The organism is Burkholderia sp. BCC0322, from assembly GCF_902833045.1.
Classification (GTDB): Bacteria; Pseudomonadota; Gammaproteobacteria; order Burkholderiales; family Burkholderiaceae; genus Burkholderia.
On sequence record NZ_CADFDU010000006.1, the window covers coordinates 266,780 to 284,604 of the forward strand.

The following is a 17,825-nucleotide window of genomic DNA, read 5'->3' on the forward strand; positions in this document are numbered from 1 at the left end:
CTCGTGTGGGGAGTCAGAACAGGTGATAGATGCCGACCATCGCGCCGAACTGCGATGCGCCGGCGAGCGGCGTCGGGTCGTATTCGTAGACGGTCTGCGAACTCTGGCCGCGGTTGCGCGCGTAGCCGAGGTTCACGTAGGCGACGGTGCGTTTCGACAGCGCGTACGTGGTGCTCGCGATGAACAGCGTCGGGTGGCCGATCGCCGGCGTGCGCGAGTCGGTGTGATAGACGCCCGCATTCAGGCCAATCTCGCTCGACATCTGATAGCGCGCACCGCCCCAGACGATCGTGCGCGCCGCGTCGAGGTCGCCGGTCAGGCGTTCGACGCCCGCATAGACAGTGAGCGGCAGGGTGGCGAACGCATAGCGCGCGGCGAGCGTGCCGAGTTCGCGGCGGCGCGCCGACGCGTCGTCGGCCGCGGAAACATCGCCGTGCGCCTGATGCAGCACCGCGCTGACCGACAGGCCGTTGCTCGTGTACTGGCCGCCGAGTTCGAGCACGCGTCCGGCGTGCGGTTTGCCGGCGACGCCGGACGTCGCGGCAAGCGCTTCCACGTCGAAGCCGGCGAACGTCGGCGACTGGTACTTGACCGAGTTGTCGATGAAGTTCGCGTTGATCGGCACGATGACGCCCTGGCCGCTGTACGACGCGTACCAGAGCGGGTCATAGAACAGCGTCTTGTCGAACAGCACGCTGAACTGCCGGCCAAGCGTGACGGTGCCGACCGGCCCCGCGATGCCGACGTACGCGCCGCGGAAGAACGCATAGCCGGGCACGGTTGCGGTGCCGTCGTTGAGGTTGAGGCCCTGTTCGAGCTTGAACAGCGCTCGCCAGCCGCCACCGAGATCCTCGTGGCCCTTCAGCCCGATCTGCGAAGGCAGGATGCCGTAGTTCTGCAACTGCACGGCCGAGTGGCGCCCGTCGGCATGCGTCAGGTATTGCACGCCGGCATCGAGCGCGCCATACAGCGTGAGACTCGACTGCGCGTGCGCGGCAGCGCTGCACGCGGCAAGCGTCGCGACGGCCGCGGCCGTGCGGATGAAGCGGGGTTTCGTCACGTGGGGTTCTCCATACCGTCCTGCATCGGTTTGTCGTTGGTGTTGTCGCGACGCAGTGTCCGTAGCGGGAAAACCGTCGAACAGTCGTACAGATGAACGGTGTGGAAAACCCGTGGTGCCCGGCATGCACGCGGCGGGCTGCGGTGGCGCGGCGTGCTGCGGGGCAGCAACGTGCCGTGCACCGTTCAAATGGATGGGGCTGACGCCCGTTCCGACGCCGTGGCCTGTCAAAAAAGCCGGTCGCTATAATCGACCGGTGTCGTTGCGCACATCAGCGGCCCGATCGGGCAGGGGAGCGGAAGGTGAGGATCACGACGGATTTCGGGCAGGATCTCGATGCGCTGCGCGACGTGCCGGCAGCCATCGTGCTCGACGACTTCGCCTGGCCGCCGCTGCCGCCCCGGCGTGCCGATTTCGACGGCGTTACGCACGGCGACGCATCGCAGCGCGAACTCGGGCTGATGCTGCTCGACCTGTACGCAGTTGCCGCCCGGTCCGGCATCGGCGAATTCGAATACCGCTTCTTCTCGCTGCTGCAGGCGCTCATTCCATTCGACGCTGCATGGACCGGCGTCGCGACCCATGTGCCGACCGGCCCGGTGATGCACAACAGCTTCCTGTACCGTCTGCCGCACGCGTTCTTCAGCGACTGGAAGCGCGTGCGCGATTGCGACCCGCTTGCGCACCGCACGCTGCGCGGCGCGCACGGCCACGCGGTGCGTTTGTCGGTCGTCGAACCGGGGCTCGATGCCCGGTTTCGCGACTGGTGCGTGAAGTACGGTCTCGCGCAGCTGATGTGCGTGTGCACGCTCGATCGCCGGTTCGGCCTGACGACGTTCATGTCGATCTACCGCCAGGGGCTGAATCGCCCGTTCAGCGACGACGATGCGCGCCGTTTCGAGGAAGTGATTCCGCATCTCGCGGCGGCGCTGACGATCAATCGCGCCGCGCAGCTCACGCGCGAGCGAGGTGATACCGTCGCGCCGGCGGCGCGCGCACTGTGCGACAACTTCGGCGTGCTCCACCATGCCGATCACGGTTTCGACGACGTGCTGCGCACCGAATGGCCGGCGTGGGTCGGCGCGCGCGTGCCGGAGCCGCTCGTCGCGCACCTGCGGCGCCAGTCGGGCCAGCCGTTCGTCGGCGATGCGCTGCGAATCCAGTGCGTACCGGTTGCGGGGCTGTTCCAGATCGAAGCGCGGCCGCGCTCGCTGCTCGACCGGCTGAGCCCGCGCGAGCTCGCGGCGATCCGCTATTACGGCGCAGGGCGCTCGCACAAGGAAGTCGCGCAACAGATGGCGATTTCGCCGACGACCGTGCGTCACTACCTGCGCTGCGCGTACCGCAAGCTCGGCATGCACGACAAGAGCCAGATTGCCGGCGTGCTCGGCGCGACGGGCGGTACGGCCGACGACGAGGCGGTGGAAGCCGGTGACGAGCGGCGCTGAATGGCGCCGAGTCGCACGGCCGCCGCGCATTGCACGCGCTCGCGTCAATGGTTGTGCCCGCAACCATTGAGCGTTATGCTCGTCAGTTCCCAGGAGACGGAATTCCATCATGAACGACACGAATGCAGGGCCGGTGCGCGCGGCGGTGGTCGGGGTCGGCGCGATCGGCGGGTTGCTCGCGGCCGCGTTGTCGCGGGCCGGCATGACCGTGAGCGCGTATGCGCGCGGCGCGACGCTCGACGCATTGAACACCCACGGCGTGCGCGTGATCGACGAGGCGGGCGTGACGTCGTCGGTTCCGGTGCGAGCGAGCGACGATGCGGCCGCGCTCGGCGTGCAGGACTACGTGGTGATCGCGCTGAAGGCGCAGGTGCTGCCGGCGCTGGCTGCGCGCATTGCGCCGCTGGTTGGGCCGGGCACCGTGATCGTCGCGGCAATGAACGGGCTGCCGTGGTGGTTCACGCACGGGCTCGAAGGGGCGCTTGACAGTGTGCCGCTCGATGCGGTCGATCCGGCCGGCGTGGTGTCGGCGGCGTTGCCGCCCGCGCAGGCGATCGGTTGCGTCGTGCACCTGTCGTCGAGTACCGACGCGCCGGGCGTCGTGCGCCGCGGGCGCGGCAACCGGCTGATCGTCGGTGCGCCCGATGCGCGGCTCGACGTGCCTGCCGCCCGGTTTGCCGCGGCGCTCGCGGCGGGTGGCTTCGACGTCGAGTCGACGCCCGCGATCCGGACCGAGATCTGGACGAAGCTGTGGGGCAACATGAACATGAATCCGCTGAGCGCGCTGACGGGGTCGACGGCCGAGCAGTTGCTCGACGATCCGTTCACGCAGGATCTCGCGTTGCGGATGATGGAGGAGGCGGCCGCGATCGGCGCGAAGCTCGGCCTGTCGACGGGGATGAGCGGGCCCGAGCGGATCGCGGTCACGCGCAAGCTCGGCGCGTTCAAGACGTCGATGCTGCAGGATTTCGAAGCGGGGCGCGCGCTCGAGATCGGGCCGATCCTCGGCGTGTTTCCCGAACTCGGGCGCAAGCTCGGCGTGCCGACCCCGTATTGCGACGCGGTGCTCGGGCTGCTCCGGCAGCGCGCGACGAACAGCGGGTTGTAGTGCGGGCGGGGCCGCGGCATGCGCGACGCCGGTGACGCGAAGCGCTGCGATCCGCTTGCGGTGCGCAACGCATGACGCAAAGCGGGCCGCCCGCGTCGTGGCTGAGGCGACCGGGGCGGCTCGTCTAATTCATCGGATCAATGCTGCGGGCGCCTTGCCCGTGTTGCCACTCAGTCGTCCCGCTCGGTCGCGTGCGCGACCACCTTGTCGAGCAGCCGCTCGAACGTCTGGCGTTCGCTGTCGGACAAGCACGCGAGCAAGCCATCGTTCCACTTGCGTACGATCGGCATGATCTTGCGATGCAGCGCGCGGCCGTCGGCGGTCAGCGCGATCAGCACGATCCGGCCATCTTCCTCGCTGGCACTGCGTTCGAGCAGCCCCTGGCGCAGCAGCGCCTCGGCTGCCCGGCTCGCCTGGCTCTTGTCGAGATTGGTGTGGCGCGCGAGATCCATGATCGAGAACGGGCCGAAGGCGCCGACGGCGGCGATCACGCGCGCTTCGGGCAGCGAGATGTCGAGCTTGTGCCGGTACACCTCGCCGATCCCGCGGTCGGATCGCTTCGTGAGCGCGTGGAGGCGATAGGTCAGAAACTGATCGAGCCCGGCTTGACGGCCTTTCATGTCGAATCCTGAAGAAAAAGGGCGGGCCCGATTGTTCCTGTATCGCGCGCTCGGGTCAACGGTCAGTGTGCGCCGTACTTCAGGCGTGTCAATTGCTCCGCTTCGTTCGCGAGCAGGCTGGCCGCGTCGCGGATCGCGACGTCGAGCGTGATCGGCCCGGGCGCCGGCGAGAAGCAGCCGGAAAAATGTTCGGACAGGCGGGGCAGCGCGGCCGGGTCGATTGCGCCGGACAGCAGCGACGCGGGCACGCCGGCGGCCTGCGCGTGGCGGCACGCGATGAACGGCGCTTTCCCGTGCAGTGTCTGCACGTCGGAGCGGCCTTCGCCGGTGATCAGCCAGTCCGCGCCCGCGAGCGCCGCGTCGAGCCCGACCTGACGCGCGACCACTTCGGCGCCGGCTTCGAACTGCGCGCCGAGCATGTGCAGCGCGAAACCGAGGCCGCCTGCGGCACCGGCGCCCGGCAGGTCGCGGCTGCGACGGTCGAGCGCGGCTTCGAGCAGGTCGGCGAAGCGGGCGAGGGCCGCGTCAAGGGTCGCAACCTGCTCGGGCGTCACGCCCTTTTGCGGGCCGAACACGGCGGTCGCGCCGTGCGCGCCCGTCAGCGGGTTGTCGACGTCGGACATGCCGATGAATTCGGTTTCCTTCAGGCGCGGGTCGAGCCCCGACGCGTCGATGCGTGCGATGTCGGCGAGCCGCGACGGAACCGGCTCGACCGGCTGGCCGCCTGCGTCGAAGCACTGGAGGCCGAGGCCGGCGAGCAGCCCGGCGCCCGCGTCGTTGGTGCTGCTGCCGCCAAGCGCGACGAAGAAGCGGCGCACGCCTTCGTCGAGCAGCGTGCGGATCGCTTCACCCATCCCGCGCGTGCTGCGCGCGTCGACGGGCACGCTCATGCCGGCCGGATCCGTAATGCCGACGATTTCGGCCGTCTCGACGATCGCGGTGCGCGCGTCGATCACGCCGACCGCCGCGTCGCGTGCTGCGAGCGATGCGCCGGCCACCCGCAGCGCGCGCCGCGTGCCGCCGCCTGCCAGCATCGCGTCGAGCGTGCCTTCGCCGCCGTCGGCCATCGGGCAGCAGCGCACGACAGCGTCGGGCCGGGCGCGGCGAATGCCGGTGGCGATCGCGTCCGCGACCTGCTCGGCGGAAAGCGAACCTTTGAACGAATCGGGCGCGATGACGACGACAGGCGCGGACGGGTGATGCGGCATGGTGTCTCCGGACGGCGTGATTGGTGTGAAGAATGACTGGGGCCGCGACGGCGGCGTACCCTCAGTTGGAGCTTACAGGATGGCGGGGCCGTGGAGGATACGGCGTTCGGCATAGCGGCGATCCGCGTGCATTGCCGTGCGAAGGGCTGTTGGCGCGGCGCAGACGCATGCGCGTCGCGCCGATCTGGCGGTGTGATGAAAATTGTTTGCTAGAATAGTCGATTCTTCCGGCCAAAGCCGTGCTCCGAGCCGCTTGCGCTAGCCATCCGGCGCGTGCAGGGATGGCGTGGCGCTCCGGCGCGGCGAGTGGATGTGACGCACATCACGCCGCAGGCAGGCACGGCAAGGAAAACCCGATTTGCTCGAATAATTTTAGGACGATTGAAGCCATGGCTAACGTTGTTGAGAACCTCGGCAAGCTTGAACGCCGTGTGACGATTTCCCTGCCGAAAGACACCGTGCAGAAGGAAATCGACGCCCGTATCCAGAAACTCGCGAAGAACGTGCGCATGCCGGGTTTCCGCCCGGGCAAGGTGCCGCTGAAGATGGTCGCGCAGCAGTACGCGGGTCAGGTCGAAGCGGAAGTGCTGAGCGACAAGGTCGGCCAGGAATTCTTCACGATCAGCCGCGCGGAAAACCTGCGCGTCGCTGGTCAGCCGAGCTTCGAGCCGAAGCAGGAGCAGGCTGAAGATGCATACGCGTTCGACGCGACGTTCGAGGTCTACCCGGAAGTGAAGATCGGCGATCTGGCGACGGCTGAAGTCGAGCGTTCGACGACGTCGATCGGCGACGCTGAAATCGACCGCACGCTGGACATCCTGCGCAAGCAGCGCGTGCACTACCACGCACGTGGCGAAGCCGGCGAGCACGGCGACGGCGGCGCGGACACCGCAGCGAAGAACGGCGACCGCGTGACGGTCGACTTCGTCGGCAAGATCGACGGCGTCGCGTTCCAGGGCGGCACGGCTGAAGATTTCCCGTTCGTGCTCGGCGAAGGCCGCATGCTGCCGGAATTCGAAACCGCGGCGCTGGGCCTGAAGGCCGGCGAATCGCGCACGTTCGACCTGGCATTCCCGGAGGATTACCACGGCAAGGACGTCGCGGGTAAGACGGCGCAATTCACGGTCACGATGAAGAAGATCGAGTGGCCGCACCTGCCGGAAATCGACGCAGAATTCGCGAAGTCGCTCGGCATCGAAGACGGCGATCTCACGAAGATGCGCGCCGAGATCAAGGAAAACCTCGAGCGTGAAGCGAAGCGCCGCACGCAGTCGATCGTGAAGAACCAGGTGATGGACGCGCTGCTGAAGATCTCCGAACTCGACGTGCCGAAGGCGCTGATCGAGCAGGATCAGCAACGTCTCGTCGAAATGGCTCGCCAGGATCTGGCGCAGCGCGGCGTGCCGAACGCGAAGGACGCACCGATCCCGGCCGAGATGTTCGCCGAGCAGGCCGAGCGTCGCGTGAAGCTGGGCCTCGTGCTGGCCGAGCTCGTGAAGTCGAATGGCCTCGAAGCGAAGCCGGAACAGATCCGCGCGGAAGTCGACGAGTTCGCGAAGAGCTACGAAGACCCGAAGGAAGTGGTCCGCTGGTATTATTCCAACCAGCAGCGCCTCGCCGAGATGGAAGCGTTCGTCGTTGAAAGCAACGTCGTCGATTTCGTGCTGGGCAAGGCAAAGGTGACGGACAAGGAAGTGAGCTTCGAGGCACTCGCGAGCGCATCGGCGCAAGCGTAAGTGTCGCTCTAGCGGCGTGCCGGCTGTCGGAGCGACGGCCCGCACGCCGTTTTCACGTCAAGCGCACGGTTGCCATTAATATGGCGATTGAGCGGGCGGCTTCCCTCCGTTCAATTTTCCAATCGAACAAGGTTCATTGAATGATCACTCGCGCTGAATTGCTGGACATGCTTGCTTCGAACGCGCCGCAGGGTTTCGAGGCGCAAGCGCTGGGGCTGGTGCCGATCGTCGTCGAAACGAGCGGCCGCGGCGAGCGTTCGTACGATATCTACTCGCGTCTCCTGAAGGAGCGCCTGGTGTTCATGGTCGGCGAAGTGAACGACCAGACCGCGAACCTCGTGGTCGCGCAGTTGCTGTTCCTCGAGAGCGAGAATCCCGACAAGGACATCAGCCTGTACATCAACAGCCCGGGCGGGTCGGTGTCGGCCGGCATGGCGATCTACGACACGATGCAGTTCATCAAGCCGGACGTGTCGACGCTGTGCATGGGCCTCGCGGCGAGCATGGGCGCGTTCCTGCTGGCGTCGGGCGCGAAGGGCAAGCGCTTCGCGCTGCCGAACTCGCGCGTGATGATTCACCAGCCGCTCGGCGGCGCACGCGGCCAGGCATCCGACATCGAGATCCAAGCGCGCGAAATCCTCTACCTGAAGGAGCGGCTGAACCAGTTGCTCGCGCAGCACACGGGTCAGGATGTGGAACGCATTGCGCGCGACACCGACCGTGATAACTTCATGTCGAGCGAAGACGCGAAGGCGTACGGACTGATCGATCAGGTGCTGCTGAAGCGCCCGTAAACTTAAGTGGGGTGCCGCCCCGATTCACGCGGCGCCCCTGCGATGTTCCGCACGCCCTGAGCCTCTGCGGCAAGCGCATCCGGCCGGCTCCGGTCGCGCCCTAGGCGCGGCGTTCGGAGCATTCGGCGTATCATGTCATTTACCTGTCCGGAGGCTCTACATTCATGGCGGACAAAAAAGGTTCGAACAGCGAGAAGCTGTTGTATTGCTCGTTTTGCGGGAAGAGCCAGCATGAGGTGAAAAAACTCATCGCGGGCCCGTCGGTGTTCATCTGCGATGAATGTATCGACCTCTGCAACGAGATCATTCGCGACGAGGCGGCTGCCGCCGGCGTCGAGGCCAGCCTGTCGCGGTCGGATCTGCCGAGCCCGCAGGAAATTCGCGACATCCTCGATCAGTACGTGATCGGCCAGGAGCGCGCGAAGAAGATCCTCGCGGTGGCCGTGTACAACCACTACAAGCGTCTGAAGCATCTCGACAAGAAGGACGACGTCGAGCTGTCGAAGAGCAACATCCTGCTGATCGGCCCGACGGGCTCCGGCAAGACGCTGCTCGCACAGACGCTCGCACGGTTGCTCAACGTGCCGTTCGTGATCGCCGATGCGACGACGCTGACCGAAGCCGGCTACGTCGGCGAGGACGTCGAGAACATCATTCAGAAGCTGTTGCAGAACTGCAACTACGAGGTCGACAAGGCCCAGCGCGGGATCGTCTACATCGACGAAATCGACAAGATCAGCCGCAAGTCGGACAACCCGTCGATCACGCGCGACGTGTCGGGCGAGGGCGTCCAGCAGGCACTGCTGAAGCTCGTCGAGGGCACGATGGCGTCGGTGCCGCCGCAGGGTGGCCGCAAGCACCCGAACCAGGATTTCATCCAGGTCGACACGACCAACATCCTGTTCATCTGCGGTGGGGCATTCGATGGCCTTGAAAAGGTGATCACCGACCGCACCGAGAAAACCGGCATCGGCTTTGGCGCGACCGTCAAGAGCAAGCAGGAACGCGACGCGGGCGAAGTGCTGCGCGAAACGGAACCGGAAGACCTGATCAAATTCGGTCTGATCCCCGAATTGATCGGCCGCCTGCCGGTGGTCGCGACGCTCGGCAAGCTCGATGAAGCCGCGCTGATGAAGATCCTGGTCGAGCCGAAGAACGCGCTCGTCAAGCAGTATCACAAGCTGTTCGCGATGGAGCGCGTCGAGCTGGAGATCCGGCCGGGCGCACTGCAGGCAGTCGCCCGCAAGGCGATCCGCCGCAAGACCGGCGCGCGCGGTTTGCGTTCGATCATCGAACAGGCATTGCTCGACGTGATGTACGAACTGCCGACAATGAAAGGGGTCAGCAAAGTCATCATTGACGAAAACGTCATCGATGGCGACGGCAAGCCTTTGCTGATCTACGAGGACACGCCGAAGGTGGCGGGTTCGAACTGACCGGCTTGCCGACGATGTTCTGCGAAAAAGGGCCGTTCATGAGACCGTGGGCGGCTTTTTTTCGTTTATCTTGTGGGTAACTCTGACTCGACACGCGGTGGTTACTTTTTTACCGAATATTTCCCGCACTTGAAGGCTTGCAATTCGTTGTGGCGGCCTCAATTACCGAACAATTGATTCCACTCATGGGGAAATGAAATGTCAGGCACCCAACTTCTCCCGCCGGAACGCATCACGCTCCCGCTGCTGCCGCTGCGGGATGTCGTCGTTTTCCCGCACATGGTGATTCCGCTCTTCGTGGGCCGGCCGAAATCGATCAAGGCCCTCGAAGCAGCGATGGAAGGCGGCAAGCACATCATGCTCGTCGCCCAGAAAACCGCGGCCAAGGACGAACCGACCGAAAAGGACATGTACGAGGTCGGTTGTATCGCCAACATCCTGCAGATGCTGAAGCTGCCGGACGGCACCGTGAAGGTGCTCGTCGAGGGCCTGCAGCGCGCGAAGGCGTTGTCGATCGAAGAACAGGAGACGCAATTCTCCTGCGAAGTGATGCCGCTCGAGCCCGATCACGCCGACAGCGCTGAAACGGAAGCGCTGCGCCGTGCGATCGTGTCGCAGTTCGACCAGTACGTGAAGCTGAACAAGAAGATCCCGCCGGAGATCCTCACGTCGCTGTCGGGCATCGATGAAGCAGGCCGTCTCGCCGACATGATCGCCGAGCGACTGCCGCTGAAGCTCGACCAGAAGCAGCACATCCTCGAGATGTTCCCGGTTATCGAGCGCCTCGAGCACCTGCTCGCGCAGCTCGAAGCCGAGATCGACATCCTGCAGGTCGAGAAGCGCATCCGCGGGCGCGTGAAGCGCCAGATGGAAAAGAGCCAGCGCGAGTACTACCTGAACGAACAGGTCAAGGCGATCCAGAAGGAGTTGGGCGAAGGCGAAGAGGGTGCCGATCTCGAGGAACTCGAGAAGCGCATCAACGCCGCGCGCATGCCGAAGGAAGCCAAGAAGAAGGCCGATGCCGAGCTGAAGAAGCTGAAGCTGATGTCGCCGATGTCGGCGGAAGCGACCGTCGTGCGCAACTACATCGACACGCTGATCGGCCTGCCGTGGCGCAAGAAGAGCAAGGTCAACAACGACCTGTCGAACGCCGAGCAGGTGCTCGACGAGGATCACTTCGGCCTCGAGAAGGTGAAGGAACGGATCCTCGAGTATCTCGCGGTGCAACAGCGCGTCGACAAGGTCAAGGCGCCGATCCTGTGTCTCGTCGGGCCCCCGGGCGTCGGCAAGACCTCGCTCGGCCAGTCGATCGCCCGTGCGACGAACCGCAAGTTCGTCCGGATGGCGCTCGGCGGCGTGCGTGACGAAGCCGAGATCCGTGGCCACCGCCGTACGTACATCGGTTCGATGCCGGGCAAGATCCTGCAGAGCCTCACGAAGGTCGGCGTGCGCAATCCGCTCTTCCTGCTCGACGAAGTCGACAAGATGGGTATGGATTTCCGCGGCGATCCGTCGTCGGCGCTGCTCGAAGTGCTCGATCCGGAACAGAACCACACGTTCGCCGACCACTACATCGAAGTCGACTTCGACCTGTCGGACGTGATGTTCGTCGCGACGTCGAACTCGCTGAACATCCCGCCGCCGCTGCTCGACCGGATGGAAGTGATCCGTCTGTCGGGTTACACGGAAGACGAGAAGGTCAGCATCGCGCAGCGTTACCTGCTGCCGAAGCAGAAGAAGAACAACGGCCTGAAGGAAGGCGAGATCGAAGTCACCGAGCAGGCGATCCGCGACATCATCCGCTACTACACGCGCGAAGCCGGTGTGCGCTCGCTCGAGCGGGAAGTGTCGAAGATCTGCCGCAAGGTCGTGAAGATGCTGCTGCTGAAGAAGGCATCGGGCGCGATCAAGGTCGACGGCGAAAACCTCGATACGTTCCTCGGCGTACGCAAGTACGACTTCGGCCTTGCCGCGAAGGAAAACCAGGTCGGTCAGGTGACGGGCCTCGCGTGGACGGAAGTCGGTGGCGATCTGCTGACGATCGAAGCCGCGGTGATGCCGGGCAAGGGCAACGTGATCCGTACGGGTTCGCTCGGCGACGTGATGAAGGAGTCGGTCGAAGCGGCGCGTTCGGTCGTGCGCTCGCGTTCGCGTCGTCTGGGCATCAAGGACGAAGCGTTCGAAAAGCAGGACATCCACATCCACGTGCCGGAAGGCGCGACGCCGAAGGACGGTCCGTCCGCCGGCGGTGCGATGACGACCGCGCTGGTATCGGTGCTGACGGGTATCCCCGTGCGTGCCGATGTCGCGATGACGGGCGAAATCACGCTGCGTGGTGAAGTCCTGCCGATCGGCGGCCTGAAGGAGAAACTGCTCGCCGCGCATCGCGGCGGCATCAAGCTCGTGCTGATCCCGGAAGAGAACGTGAAGGATCTCGCCGAGATTCCGGACAACGTGAAGAACGCGATCGAGATCGTGCCGGTCCGCTGGATCGACAAGGTGCTGGAACTCGCGCTCGAGCGTTCGCCGACCCCGCTGCCGCCTGAAGAAGAGGCGAAGGCGGCGGCACCGGTCGCTGATGCAGCGAAGGATGCCGGCTCGACGGAATTCGTCAAGCACTAAGCATTGGGACGCCGTTCTTTCTGACGGTTGTTCACGAAACCCGCGGCGTGGCCGCGGGTTTTTTTATGCGTAGCCGAATCGTGCGCGCGAACGCTAAAAAATTCGCGTCAGGGCTTTGCAAAATGATCGGGGATGAATTAAACTTGCGGGCTCGCTGGTTGTTGATGCCGAAACGCAGATCGCAGCCAGAACGAATCGGAAACGGGTGCTTAGCTCAGCTGGTAGAGCGGCGCCCTTACAAGGCGTAGGTCGGGGGTTCGAACCCCTCAGCACCCACCAGTTTCCTGATTCAGCCAGACCAAGGAGCGGTAGTTCAGTCGGTTAGAATACCGGCCTGTCACGCCGGGGGTCGCGGGTTCGAGTCCCGTCCGCTCCGCCAAAAAATGAAAAAGCCCGCCTTGTGCGGGCTTTTTCATTTGCGTTTCCGGTTGCGCCCGCTCGCGGGCGCGTGACTGCGGGGCGGAGGGCGCGGCGTCCGGTGGGACTCGAAGGGCCGCGCTTGCAAGTGCAGCCTCGGCCTGCGGGATGCAGGCGACTCGTCCGCTCCGTCAAACAAACGACGATGCCCGCCTTGTGCGGGAATTTTCGTTTTGCGCACCCGGTTGTCGCGTTGCACTCGCCGCCAACACGTCTGCTTTTCTCCCGTCCCACCCCGTATGTTGTAATATCGGTCGTTTTGTCCAATTTTCCCGTCACGCATGCTCGATTTCTTCCGTAATCACCAGCGCCTGATGATGGCGCTCCTGCTCCTGATCGTGTTGCCGGGGCTGGGTTTCGTCGGGATCCAAGGCTTCCGCGGCTTCTTCGACGATAGCGCGAACGTCGCGGCAGTCAACGGGCACAAGATCACGCGGGTCGAATTCGACGGCGCGTTCCGCCAGCAGATCGACCAGGCGCGTCAGGCGCTCGGCGGGCAGTTCGACATCAAGATGTTCGATACGCCCGAGCACCGCAAGCAGGTGCTCGACGGCCTGATCCAGCAACGCGTGCTGGCCGACGAGACCCAACGTCTGCACCTGACCGCATCCGACAACGCCGTGCGCGACGCGCTGATGAGCGACCCGATGATCGCGTCGCTGAAGAAGCCCGACGGTTCGATCGACGTCGAGCGCTATGCGCAACTGCTGTCGTTCCAGGGAATGACGCCCGAGCAGTATCAGGAGCGCGTGCGCTACAGCCTCTCGCTGCAGCAGATCCCGGCCAGCATCGTGTCGAGCGCATTCACGCCGAAGAGCCTCGCGCAACGCTTGTCCGAACTCGCCGCGCAGCAGCGCGAAGTGCAGGCGCTCGTGCTGAAGACGAGCGACTTCGCAGCGAAGGTCCAGCCGACCGATGCGCAGCTCGCCGCGTACTATGACGCGCACAAGCAGAGCTTCGCGACGCCGGAAACCGCGACGATCCAGTACCTCGTCTATTCGCCGGCCGCAGCGGCCGCGAGCGCACAGCCGACCGACGCGGACATCAAGAAGTTCTACGACGACAACCCGACGCACTTCCGCACCGAAGCGCAGGTGCGCGTGAGTCACATCTTCATCGCCGCGCCGGGCAGCGCAAGCGCAGCCGACAAGGCAGCCGCAAAGGCGAAGGCAGAGCAACTGCTGGCCGACGTGAAGGCGCATCCGGACCAGTTCGCGCAGATCGCGCAGAAGAGCTCGCAGGACGCACCGTCGGCAGCGAAGGGCGGCGACCTCGGCTTCATCACGCGCGGCTCGACGGCGGGCGGCAAGGCGTTCGACGACGCCGCGTTCGCGCTGAAGCAGGGCGACGTGAGCGGCATCGTGCAGTCGGATCTGGGCTTCCACATCCTGAAGGCAACGGAAGTGAAGCCGGCGGCCGTCAAGCCGTTCGCGGAAGTGAAGGACCAGATCGCGGCCGACCTGAAGCAGCAGTACGCATCGAAGGCGTTCACGGACAATGCAGAAGGCTTCACGTCCACCGTCTACGAAAAGGCGAAGACGCTGCAGCCGGCCGCGAACAAGTACAAGCTGACGATCCAGACGGCCACCGTCACGCCGACGCCGAATCCGCAACTGCCGCCGACGAGCCCGCTGAACAATCCGAAGTTCCTGGCTGCCGTGTTCGCCAACGACTCGGTGAAGAGCCAGAACAACACGCAGGCGATCGACGTCGGCAACAACACGCTGATCTCGGCGCGCGTGACCGACTACAAGCCGGCCGCCGTGCCTGCGCTCGACGCGATCAAGGACGTCGTGCGCCAGAAGGTCGTCGCCGAGCAGGCTGCGGAACTCGCGAAGAAGGACGGTGCGGCGAAGCTCGCCGAACTGCAGAAGTCGAAGTCGACCGACGGGTTCTCGGCCGCGCAGAAGGTGTCGCGCACGCAGTCGCAGGGCCTGACGCCGGCCGCACTGAGCGCCGTGTACAAGGTCGACGCGAAGACGCTGCCGGCTTACGTCGGTGTCGATCTCGGTGCGGATGGCTACGCGATCTACCGCGTGAATGCGGTGATCCCGGGTTCGGCGGTCGATCCGCAGCAACTGGCCGCCGCGCAGCAGCAGATGGCGCAGGTCGACGCGCAGAGCGAAGGCGAAGCGTATCTCGCCGCGCTGCGCGATCGTTCGAAGGTGAAGCTGTACGGCTCGACGGCCAGCCAGTCGCAGGACGGCGACAACTGAGCGTCGTTTCGCACGCAACAAAAAAGAGCCCCGCTTCATGCGGGGCTTTTTGTTTTCCGGCGGGGCGGCGGCGTCAGCCGCGCGGCTTGCCGAGCAGCGGTTTCAGCGCCGGCCAGACGTTGTCGAGCAGAATGCCCTGCGCCTGCTGCGCGGGATGCATCTGGTCGGCCTGGAACATCTCGGGCTTGTTCTCGATGCCGGCCAGCAGGAACGGTACGAGCGGCACGCCGAGATCCTTCGACAGCCGCGTGTAGACCGCGTGGAACTTCTGCGTGTAGTCGGGGCCGTAGTTGGGTGGCACATACATGCCGACCAGTACGACCTTGGCCTGTGCCTGCCGCGCGCCGGCGATGATGTCGCGCAGGTTCTGCTCGGTCGTTGCGAGCGGCACGCCGCGCAGCGCATCGTTCGAACCGAGTTCGACGACGACGACCGACGGCTTGAGTCGCTGCAGCACCGCGGGCAGCCGCGCGCGGCCGCCGCTCGTGGTGTCGCCGCTGACGCTGGCGTTCGCGACGCTATAATCGATTCGCTCGGTCGTGAGGCGTTGCCGCAGCAACGCCACCCAGCCGGTGTCGCGCGGCAGCCCGTATTCGGCCGACAGGCTGTCGCCGAGCACGACGATCACGGGCTGTCCCGATGTCGCGGCCGGTGTCGTCGCGGCACGTGCCGGCACGGTGGCGGCCAGCAGGGTGCCCAGCAGCGCGGCGATCGCCGCGCATCCTTTCCAGCGAAATGTCGTGTCCATGTTCAAAATTACCGATCCGATCATCGAAGTCCATGACGTGTGCAAACGGGTCGCCGATGCAACGGGCGAGCTGACGATCCTCGACGGCATCACGCTCGCCGTGGCACCGGGCAGCAGCCTCGCGATCGTCGGCGCGTCGGGGTCGGGTAAATCGACGCTGCTCGGCCTGCTTGCAGGATTGGACAGCGCGACGAGCGGCACGGTTCGCCTGCTCGGTCGCCCGCTCGACCAGCTCGACGAGGATGCGCGCGCGGCGCTGCGCAACGGTGCTGTCGGGTTCGTGTTCCAGTCGTTCCAGTTGATGCCGCACCTGACCGCGCTCGAGAACGTGATGCTGCCGCTCGAGCTGCAGGGGGGCATCAGCGCGCGTGAAGCAGCCGATCGTGCCCGGGCGCTGCTCGTGCAGGTCGGTCTCGGCGAACGCACCGCGCATTATCCGAAGCTGTTGTCCGGGGGCGAGCAGCAGCGTGTCGCGCTTGCGCGCGCATTCGTCACGCGCCCGGCGATCCTGTTCGCCGATGAGCCGACCGGCAGCCTTGATGCGGCCACGGGCCACGCGGTCATCGACCTGATGTTCGAACTGAACCGCACGCATGGCGCCACGCTCGTGCTCGTCACGCACGATGTCGAACTCGCACGCCGCTGCGCGACGACCGTGATGCTCGACGCCGGACGCATCGTCGCACCGCAAGCCGCGCAGCGCGGCGCCTGAATTTTTCGGCCGGCCTTGCAGCCAGGGCTGCGTGGCCGGCATCGGCATGATGCCGATGGTTCAGCGCTTCAGCGCCGCACGGGCGCGCTCGATCAGCGCGGTGGTCGACGAGTCGTGCTTCGCCGGATCGAGCGACTCGGCCGACAAGTCGGCTTCCACCACCTTGCCGAGGATCTTGCCGAGCTCGACGCCCCACTGGTCGAACGGATTGATGTCCCACACCGTTGCCTGCACGAGCACCTTGTGTTCGTACAGCGCGATCAGCGCGCCGAGCGTGCGCGGCGTCAGCGCGTCGACCAGCAGCGTCGTCGTCGGGCGGTTGCCCGGGAACGTCAGGTGCGGCGCGAGCGCCTCCTTGCCCGGTCCTGCGACCTCGCGGGCTTCGTCGAGCGTGCGGCCGAGCATCAGTGCCTCGCTCTGTGCAAAGCAGTTCGCCAGCAGCTTCGGATGATGGCTCGCGAGCGGATGCTCGGGCGTCAGCACCGCGATGAAGTCGATCGGCACGATCGTCGGCCCCTGATGCAGCATCTGGAAGAACGCATGCTGGCCGTTGGTGCCTGGCTCGCCCCATGTGACCGCCGACGTCGGGTAGTCGACGAAGGTGCCGTCCAGGCGCGCGGATTTGCCGTTGCTCTCCATTTCGAGCTGTTGCAGGTATGACGGCAGGTAGTGCAGCGCTTCCGAATACGGTGCGACGAGATAGCTCTGCGAACCGAAGAAATTCCGGTACCAGATGCCGATCAGGCCGAGCAGCACGGGCAGGTTGCGATCGAGCGGCGCTTCGCGGAAATGACGGTCCATGTCGTTCGCGCCGGCCAGCAACTCGTCGAACTGCTCGGGGCCGATCGCGATCATGATCGACAGGCCGACTGCCGACCACAGCGAATAGCGGCCGCCGACCCAGTCCCACATTTCGAACACGTTGTCCGCGGCGATGCCGAACTTCACGACTTCGGCCGGATTGGCCGACACGCCGACGAAGTGCTTCGCGAGCGCGTCCTCGGGGCAGCCGCGCGCGACGAACCAGTCGCGCAGCGAGCGTGCGTTCGTCATCGTTTCGAGCGTCGTGAAGGTCTTCGACACGATGATCGCGAGCGTTTCCTCGGGATCGACCTGTTCGAGCACGCGCGCCAGATCGGCACCGTCGACGTTCGACACGAAGTGCGTGGAGATTTCAGGCGTCGCGACGTGGTGCAGCGCATGCACGACCATCTTCGGCCCGAGATCGGAGCCGCCGATGCCGATGTTGATCACGTGGCGGATGCGCTTGCCGGTGTAGCCCGTCCACGTGCCGCTGCGCACGGCGCGCGCGAAGGTCGCCATCTTCGCGCGCTCGGCGCTGATCTGTGCGTGGAACGGCGCCTGCGGATCGGTCGCGCGCAGCGCGGTGTGCAGCGCGGCACGGCCTTCGGTCGGGTTGACGATCTCGCCCGCGAACATCGCGTCGCGGCGGGCTTCGACGCCCGCGTCGCGCGCGAGCTGTACGAGCAGGCGCAGCGTATCGTCGTTGATGCGGTTCTTCGAGAAATCAGCAGCGAGGCCGCCGCCCGCGAGCGTGAAGCGTTCGGCACGAGTCGGCGTGCGGTCGTTCTCCAGCGCGAACCAGTCGCGCAGGCGAGCATGGCGGATTTGCTCGAAGTGGGATTGAAGGGCAGTCCAGGCGGGGAGCGAATTCAGCGTCATGGCGGTTCGAGTGAAGC

At 65.5% G+C, this 17,825-nt stretch carries 13 protein-coding genes and 2 tRNA genes; 10 read left to right on the forward strand and 5 right to left on the reverse strand.

Translation table 11 applies throughout. The annotated features are described in order from the left end of the window. Positions 1-13 precede the first annotated feature (13 nt). Complete coding sequence (locus tag HWX39_RS19505; RefSeq protein ID WP_175969574.1) at positions 14-1,060, reverse strand: porin; 1,047 nt, start codon at positions 1,058-1,060, stop codon at positions 14-16. A 302-nt stretch (positions 1,061-1,362) separates the two neighbouring features. Between HWX39_RS19505 and HWX39_RS19510 the strand changes: the two genes are divergently transcribed. Together HWX39_RS19510 and HWX39_RS19515 are read left to right on the forward strand one after the other, a co-directional pair. Continuing rightward, positions 1,363-2,508, forward strand: coding sequence for a helix-turn-helix transcriptional regulator (locus HWX39_RS19510; RefSeq protein ID WP_175969575.1), 1,146 nt, complete (start codon positions 1,363-1,365; stop codon positions 2,506-2,508). A 109-nt stretch (positions 2,509-2,617) separates the two neighbouring features. After that, positions 2,618-3,616 carry a 2-dehydropantoate 2-reductase gene (locus HWX39_RS19515; RefSeq protein ID WP_175969576.1) on the forward strand — a complete coding sequence of 333 codons (999 nt, stop codon included), beginning with the start codon at positions 2,618-2,620 and terminating at the stop codon, positions 3,614-3,616. Positions 3,617-3,786: 170 nt separating this feature from the next. On the opposite strand, the gene HWX39_RS19520 is transcribed toward HWX39_RS19515, so the two are convergent. Both HWX39_RS19520 and HWX39_RS19525 read right to left on the reverse strand, forming a co-directional pair. Continuing rightward, positions 3,787-4,236, reverse strand: coding sequence for a MarR family transcriptional regulator (locus HWX39_RS19520; protein ID WP_039367176.1), 450 nt, complete (start codon positions 4,234-4,236; stop codon positions 3,787-3,789). 62 nt (positions 4,237-4,298) lie between these two features. Further along, positions 4,299-5,444, reverse strand: coding sequence for a glycerate kinase (locus HWX39_RS19525; protein WP_175969577.1), 1,146 nt, complete (start codon positions 5,442-5,444; stop codon positions 4,299-4,301). 389 nt (positions 5,445-5,833) lie between these two features. On the opposite strand from HWX39_RS19525, the gene tig reads away from it, so the two are divergent. The 7 genes from tig to HWX39_RS19560 all read left to right on the forward strand — a co-directional run bounded on the left by tig (position 5,834) and on the right by HWX39_RS19560 (position 14,665). After that, positions 5,834-7,180 carry a trigger factor gene (gene tig / locus HWX39_RS19530; protein WP_175969578.1) on the forward strand — a complete coding sequence of 449 codons (1,347 nt, stop codon included), beginning with the start codon at positions 5,834-5,836 and terminating at the stop codon, positions 7,178-7,180. A gap of 140 nt (positions 7,181-7,320) precedes the next feature. After that, positions 7,321-7,974: an ATP-dependent Clp endopeptidase proteolytic subunit ClpP gene (gene clpP, locus HWX39_RS19535; RefSeq protein WP_010092137.1), complete on the forward strand. Its 654-nt coding sequence runs from the start codon at positions 7,321-7,323 to the stop codon at positions 7,972-7,974. Positions 7,975-8,138: 164 nt separating this feature from the next. Then, positions 8,139-9,410 (forward strand): ATP-dependent Clp protease ATP-binding subunit ClpX, encoded by a 1,272-nt coding sequence (gene clpX, locus HWX39_RS19540; RefSeq protein WP_006489345.1) that lies wholly within the window; start codon positions 8,139-8,141, stop codon positions 9,408-9,410. A 198-nt stretch (positions 9,411-9,608) separates the two neighbouring features. Then, a complete protein-coding gene (lon, locus tag HWX39_RS19545; RefSeq protein WP_011352361.1) occupies positions 9,609-12,032 on the forward strand; it encodes an endopeptidase La in 2,424 nt (807 codons plus the stop codon). Positions 12,033-12,235: 203 nt separating this feature from the next. Next, positions 12,236-12,311: transfer RNA gene (locus HWX39_RS19550), tRNA-Val, on the forward strand. A 23-nt stretch (positions 12,312-12,334) separates the two neighbouring features. Further along, positions 12,335-12,411 (forward strand) — tRNA-Asp (locus tag HWX39_RS19555). A 319-nt stretch (positions 12,412-12,730) separates the two neighbouring features. Then, positions 12,731-14,665, forward strand: coding sequence for a SurA N-terminal domain-containing protein (locus HWX39_RS19560; protein WP_175969579.1), 1,935 nt, complete (start codon positions 12,731-12,733; stop codon positions 14,663-14,665). A gap of 73 nt (positions 14,666-14,738) precedes the next feature. On the opposite strand, the gene HWX39_RS19565 is transcribed toward HWX39_RS19560, so the two are convergent. After that, positions 14,739-15,413: an arylesterase gene (locus HWX39_RS19565; protein WP_175969580.1), complete on the reverse strand. Its 675-nt coding sequence runs from the start codon at positions 15,411-15,413 to the stop codon at positions 14,739-14,741. Between HWX39_RS19565 and HWX39_RS19570 the strand changes: the two genes are divergently transcribed. Beyond that, positions 15,412-16,125, forward strand: a complete 714-nt coding sequence (locus HWX39_RS19570; protein ID WP_175969748.1) for an ABC transporter ATP-binding protein — start codon at positions 15,412-15,414, stop codon at positions 16,123-16,125. The two genes, HWX39_RS19565 and HWX39_RS19570, sit on opposite strands and share 2 nt — an antisense overlap. 60 nt (positions 16,126-16,185) lie before the next feature. Here the strand turns inward: HWX39_RS19570 and pgi are convergent, their stop codons facing one another. Continuing rightward, positions 16,186-17,808: a glucose-6-phosphate isomerase gene (pgi, locus tag HWX39_RS19575; protein ID WP_175969581.1), complete on the reverse strand. Its 1,623-nt coding sequence runs from the start codon at positions 17,806-17,808 to the stop codon at positions 16,186-16,188. Between the last annotated feature and the right edge of the window lie 17 nt (positions 17,809-17,825).

Bases quoted from the DNA above. Each gene is read 5' to 3' on its own strand.
- HWX39_RS19570 (WP_175969748.1), top strand. From the start codon at position 15,412: ATGTTCAAAATTACCGATCCGATCATCGAAGTCCATGACGTGTGCAAA.
- HWX39_RS19515 (WP_175969576.1), top strand. From the start codon at position 2,618: ATGAACGACACGAATGCAGGGCCGGTGCGCGCGGCGGTGGTCGGGGTC.
- clpP (WP_010092137.1), top strand. From the start codon at position 7,321: ATGATCACTCGCGCTGAATTGCTGGACATGCTTGCTTCGAACGCGCCG.
- HWX39_RS19565 (WP_175969580.1), bottom strand. From the start codon at position 15,413: ATGGACACGACATTTCGCTGGAAAGGATGCGCGGCGATCGCCGCGCTG.
- clpX (WP_006489345.1), top strand. From the start codon at position 8,139: ATGGCGGACAAAAAAGGTTCGAACAGCGAGAAGCTGTTGTATTGCTCG.
- HWX39_RS19560 (WP_175969579.1), top strand. From the start codon at position 12,731: ATGCTCGATTTCTTCCGTAATCACCAGCGCCTGATGATGGCGCTCCTG.
- lon (WP_011352361.1), top strand. From the start codon at position 9,609: ATGTCAGGCACCCAACTTCTCCCGCCGGAACGCATCACGCTCCCGCTG.
- tig (WP_175969578.1), top strand. From the start codon at position 5,834: ATGGCTAACGTTGTTGAGAACCTCGGCAAGCTTGAACGCCGTGTGACG.
- HWX39_RS19525 (WP_175969577.1), bottom strand. From the start codon at position 5,444: ATGCCGCATCACCCGTCCGCGCCTGTCGTCGTCATCGCGCCCGATTCG.
- pgi (WP_175969581.1), bottom strand. From the start codon at position 17,808: ATGACGCTGAATTCGCTCCCCGCCTGGACTGCCCTTCAATCCCACTTC.
- HWX39_RS19520 (WP_039367176.1), bottom strand. From the start codon at position 4,236: ATGAAAGGCCGTCAAGCCGGGCTCGATCAGTTTCTGACCTATCGCCTC.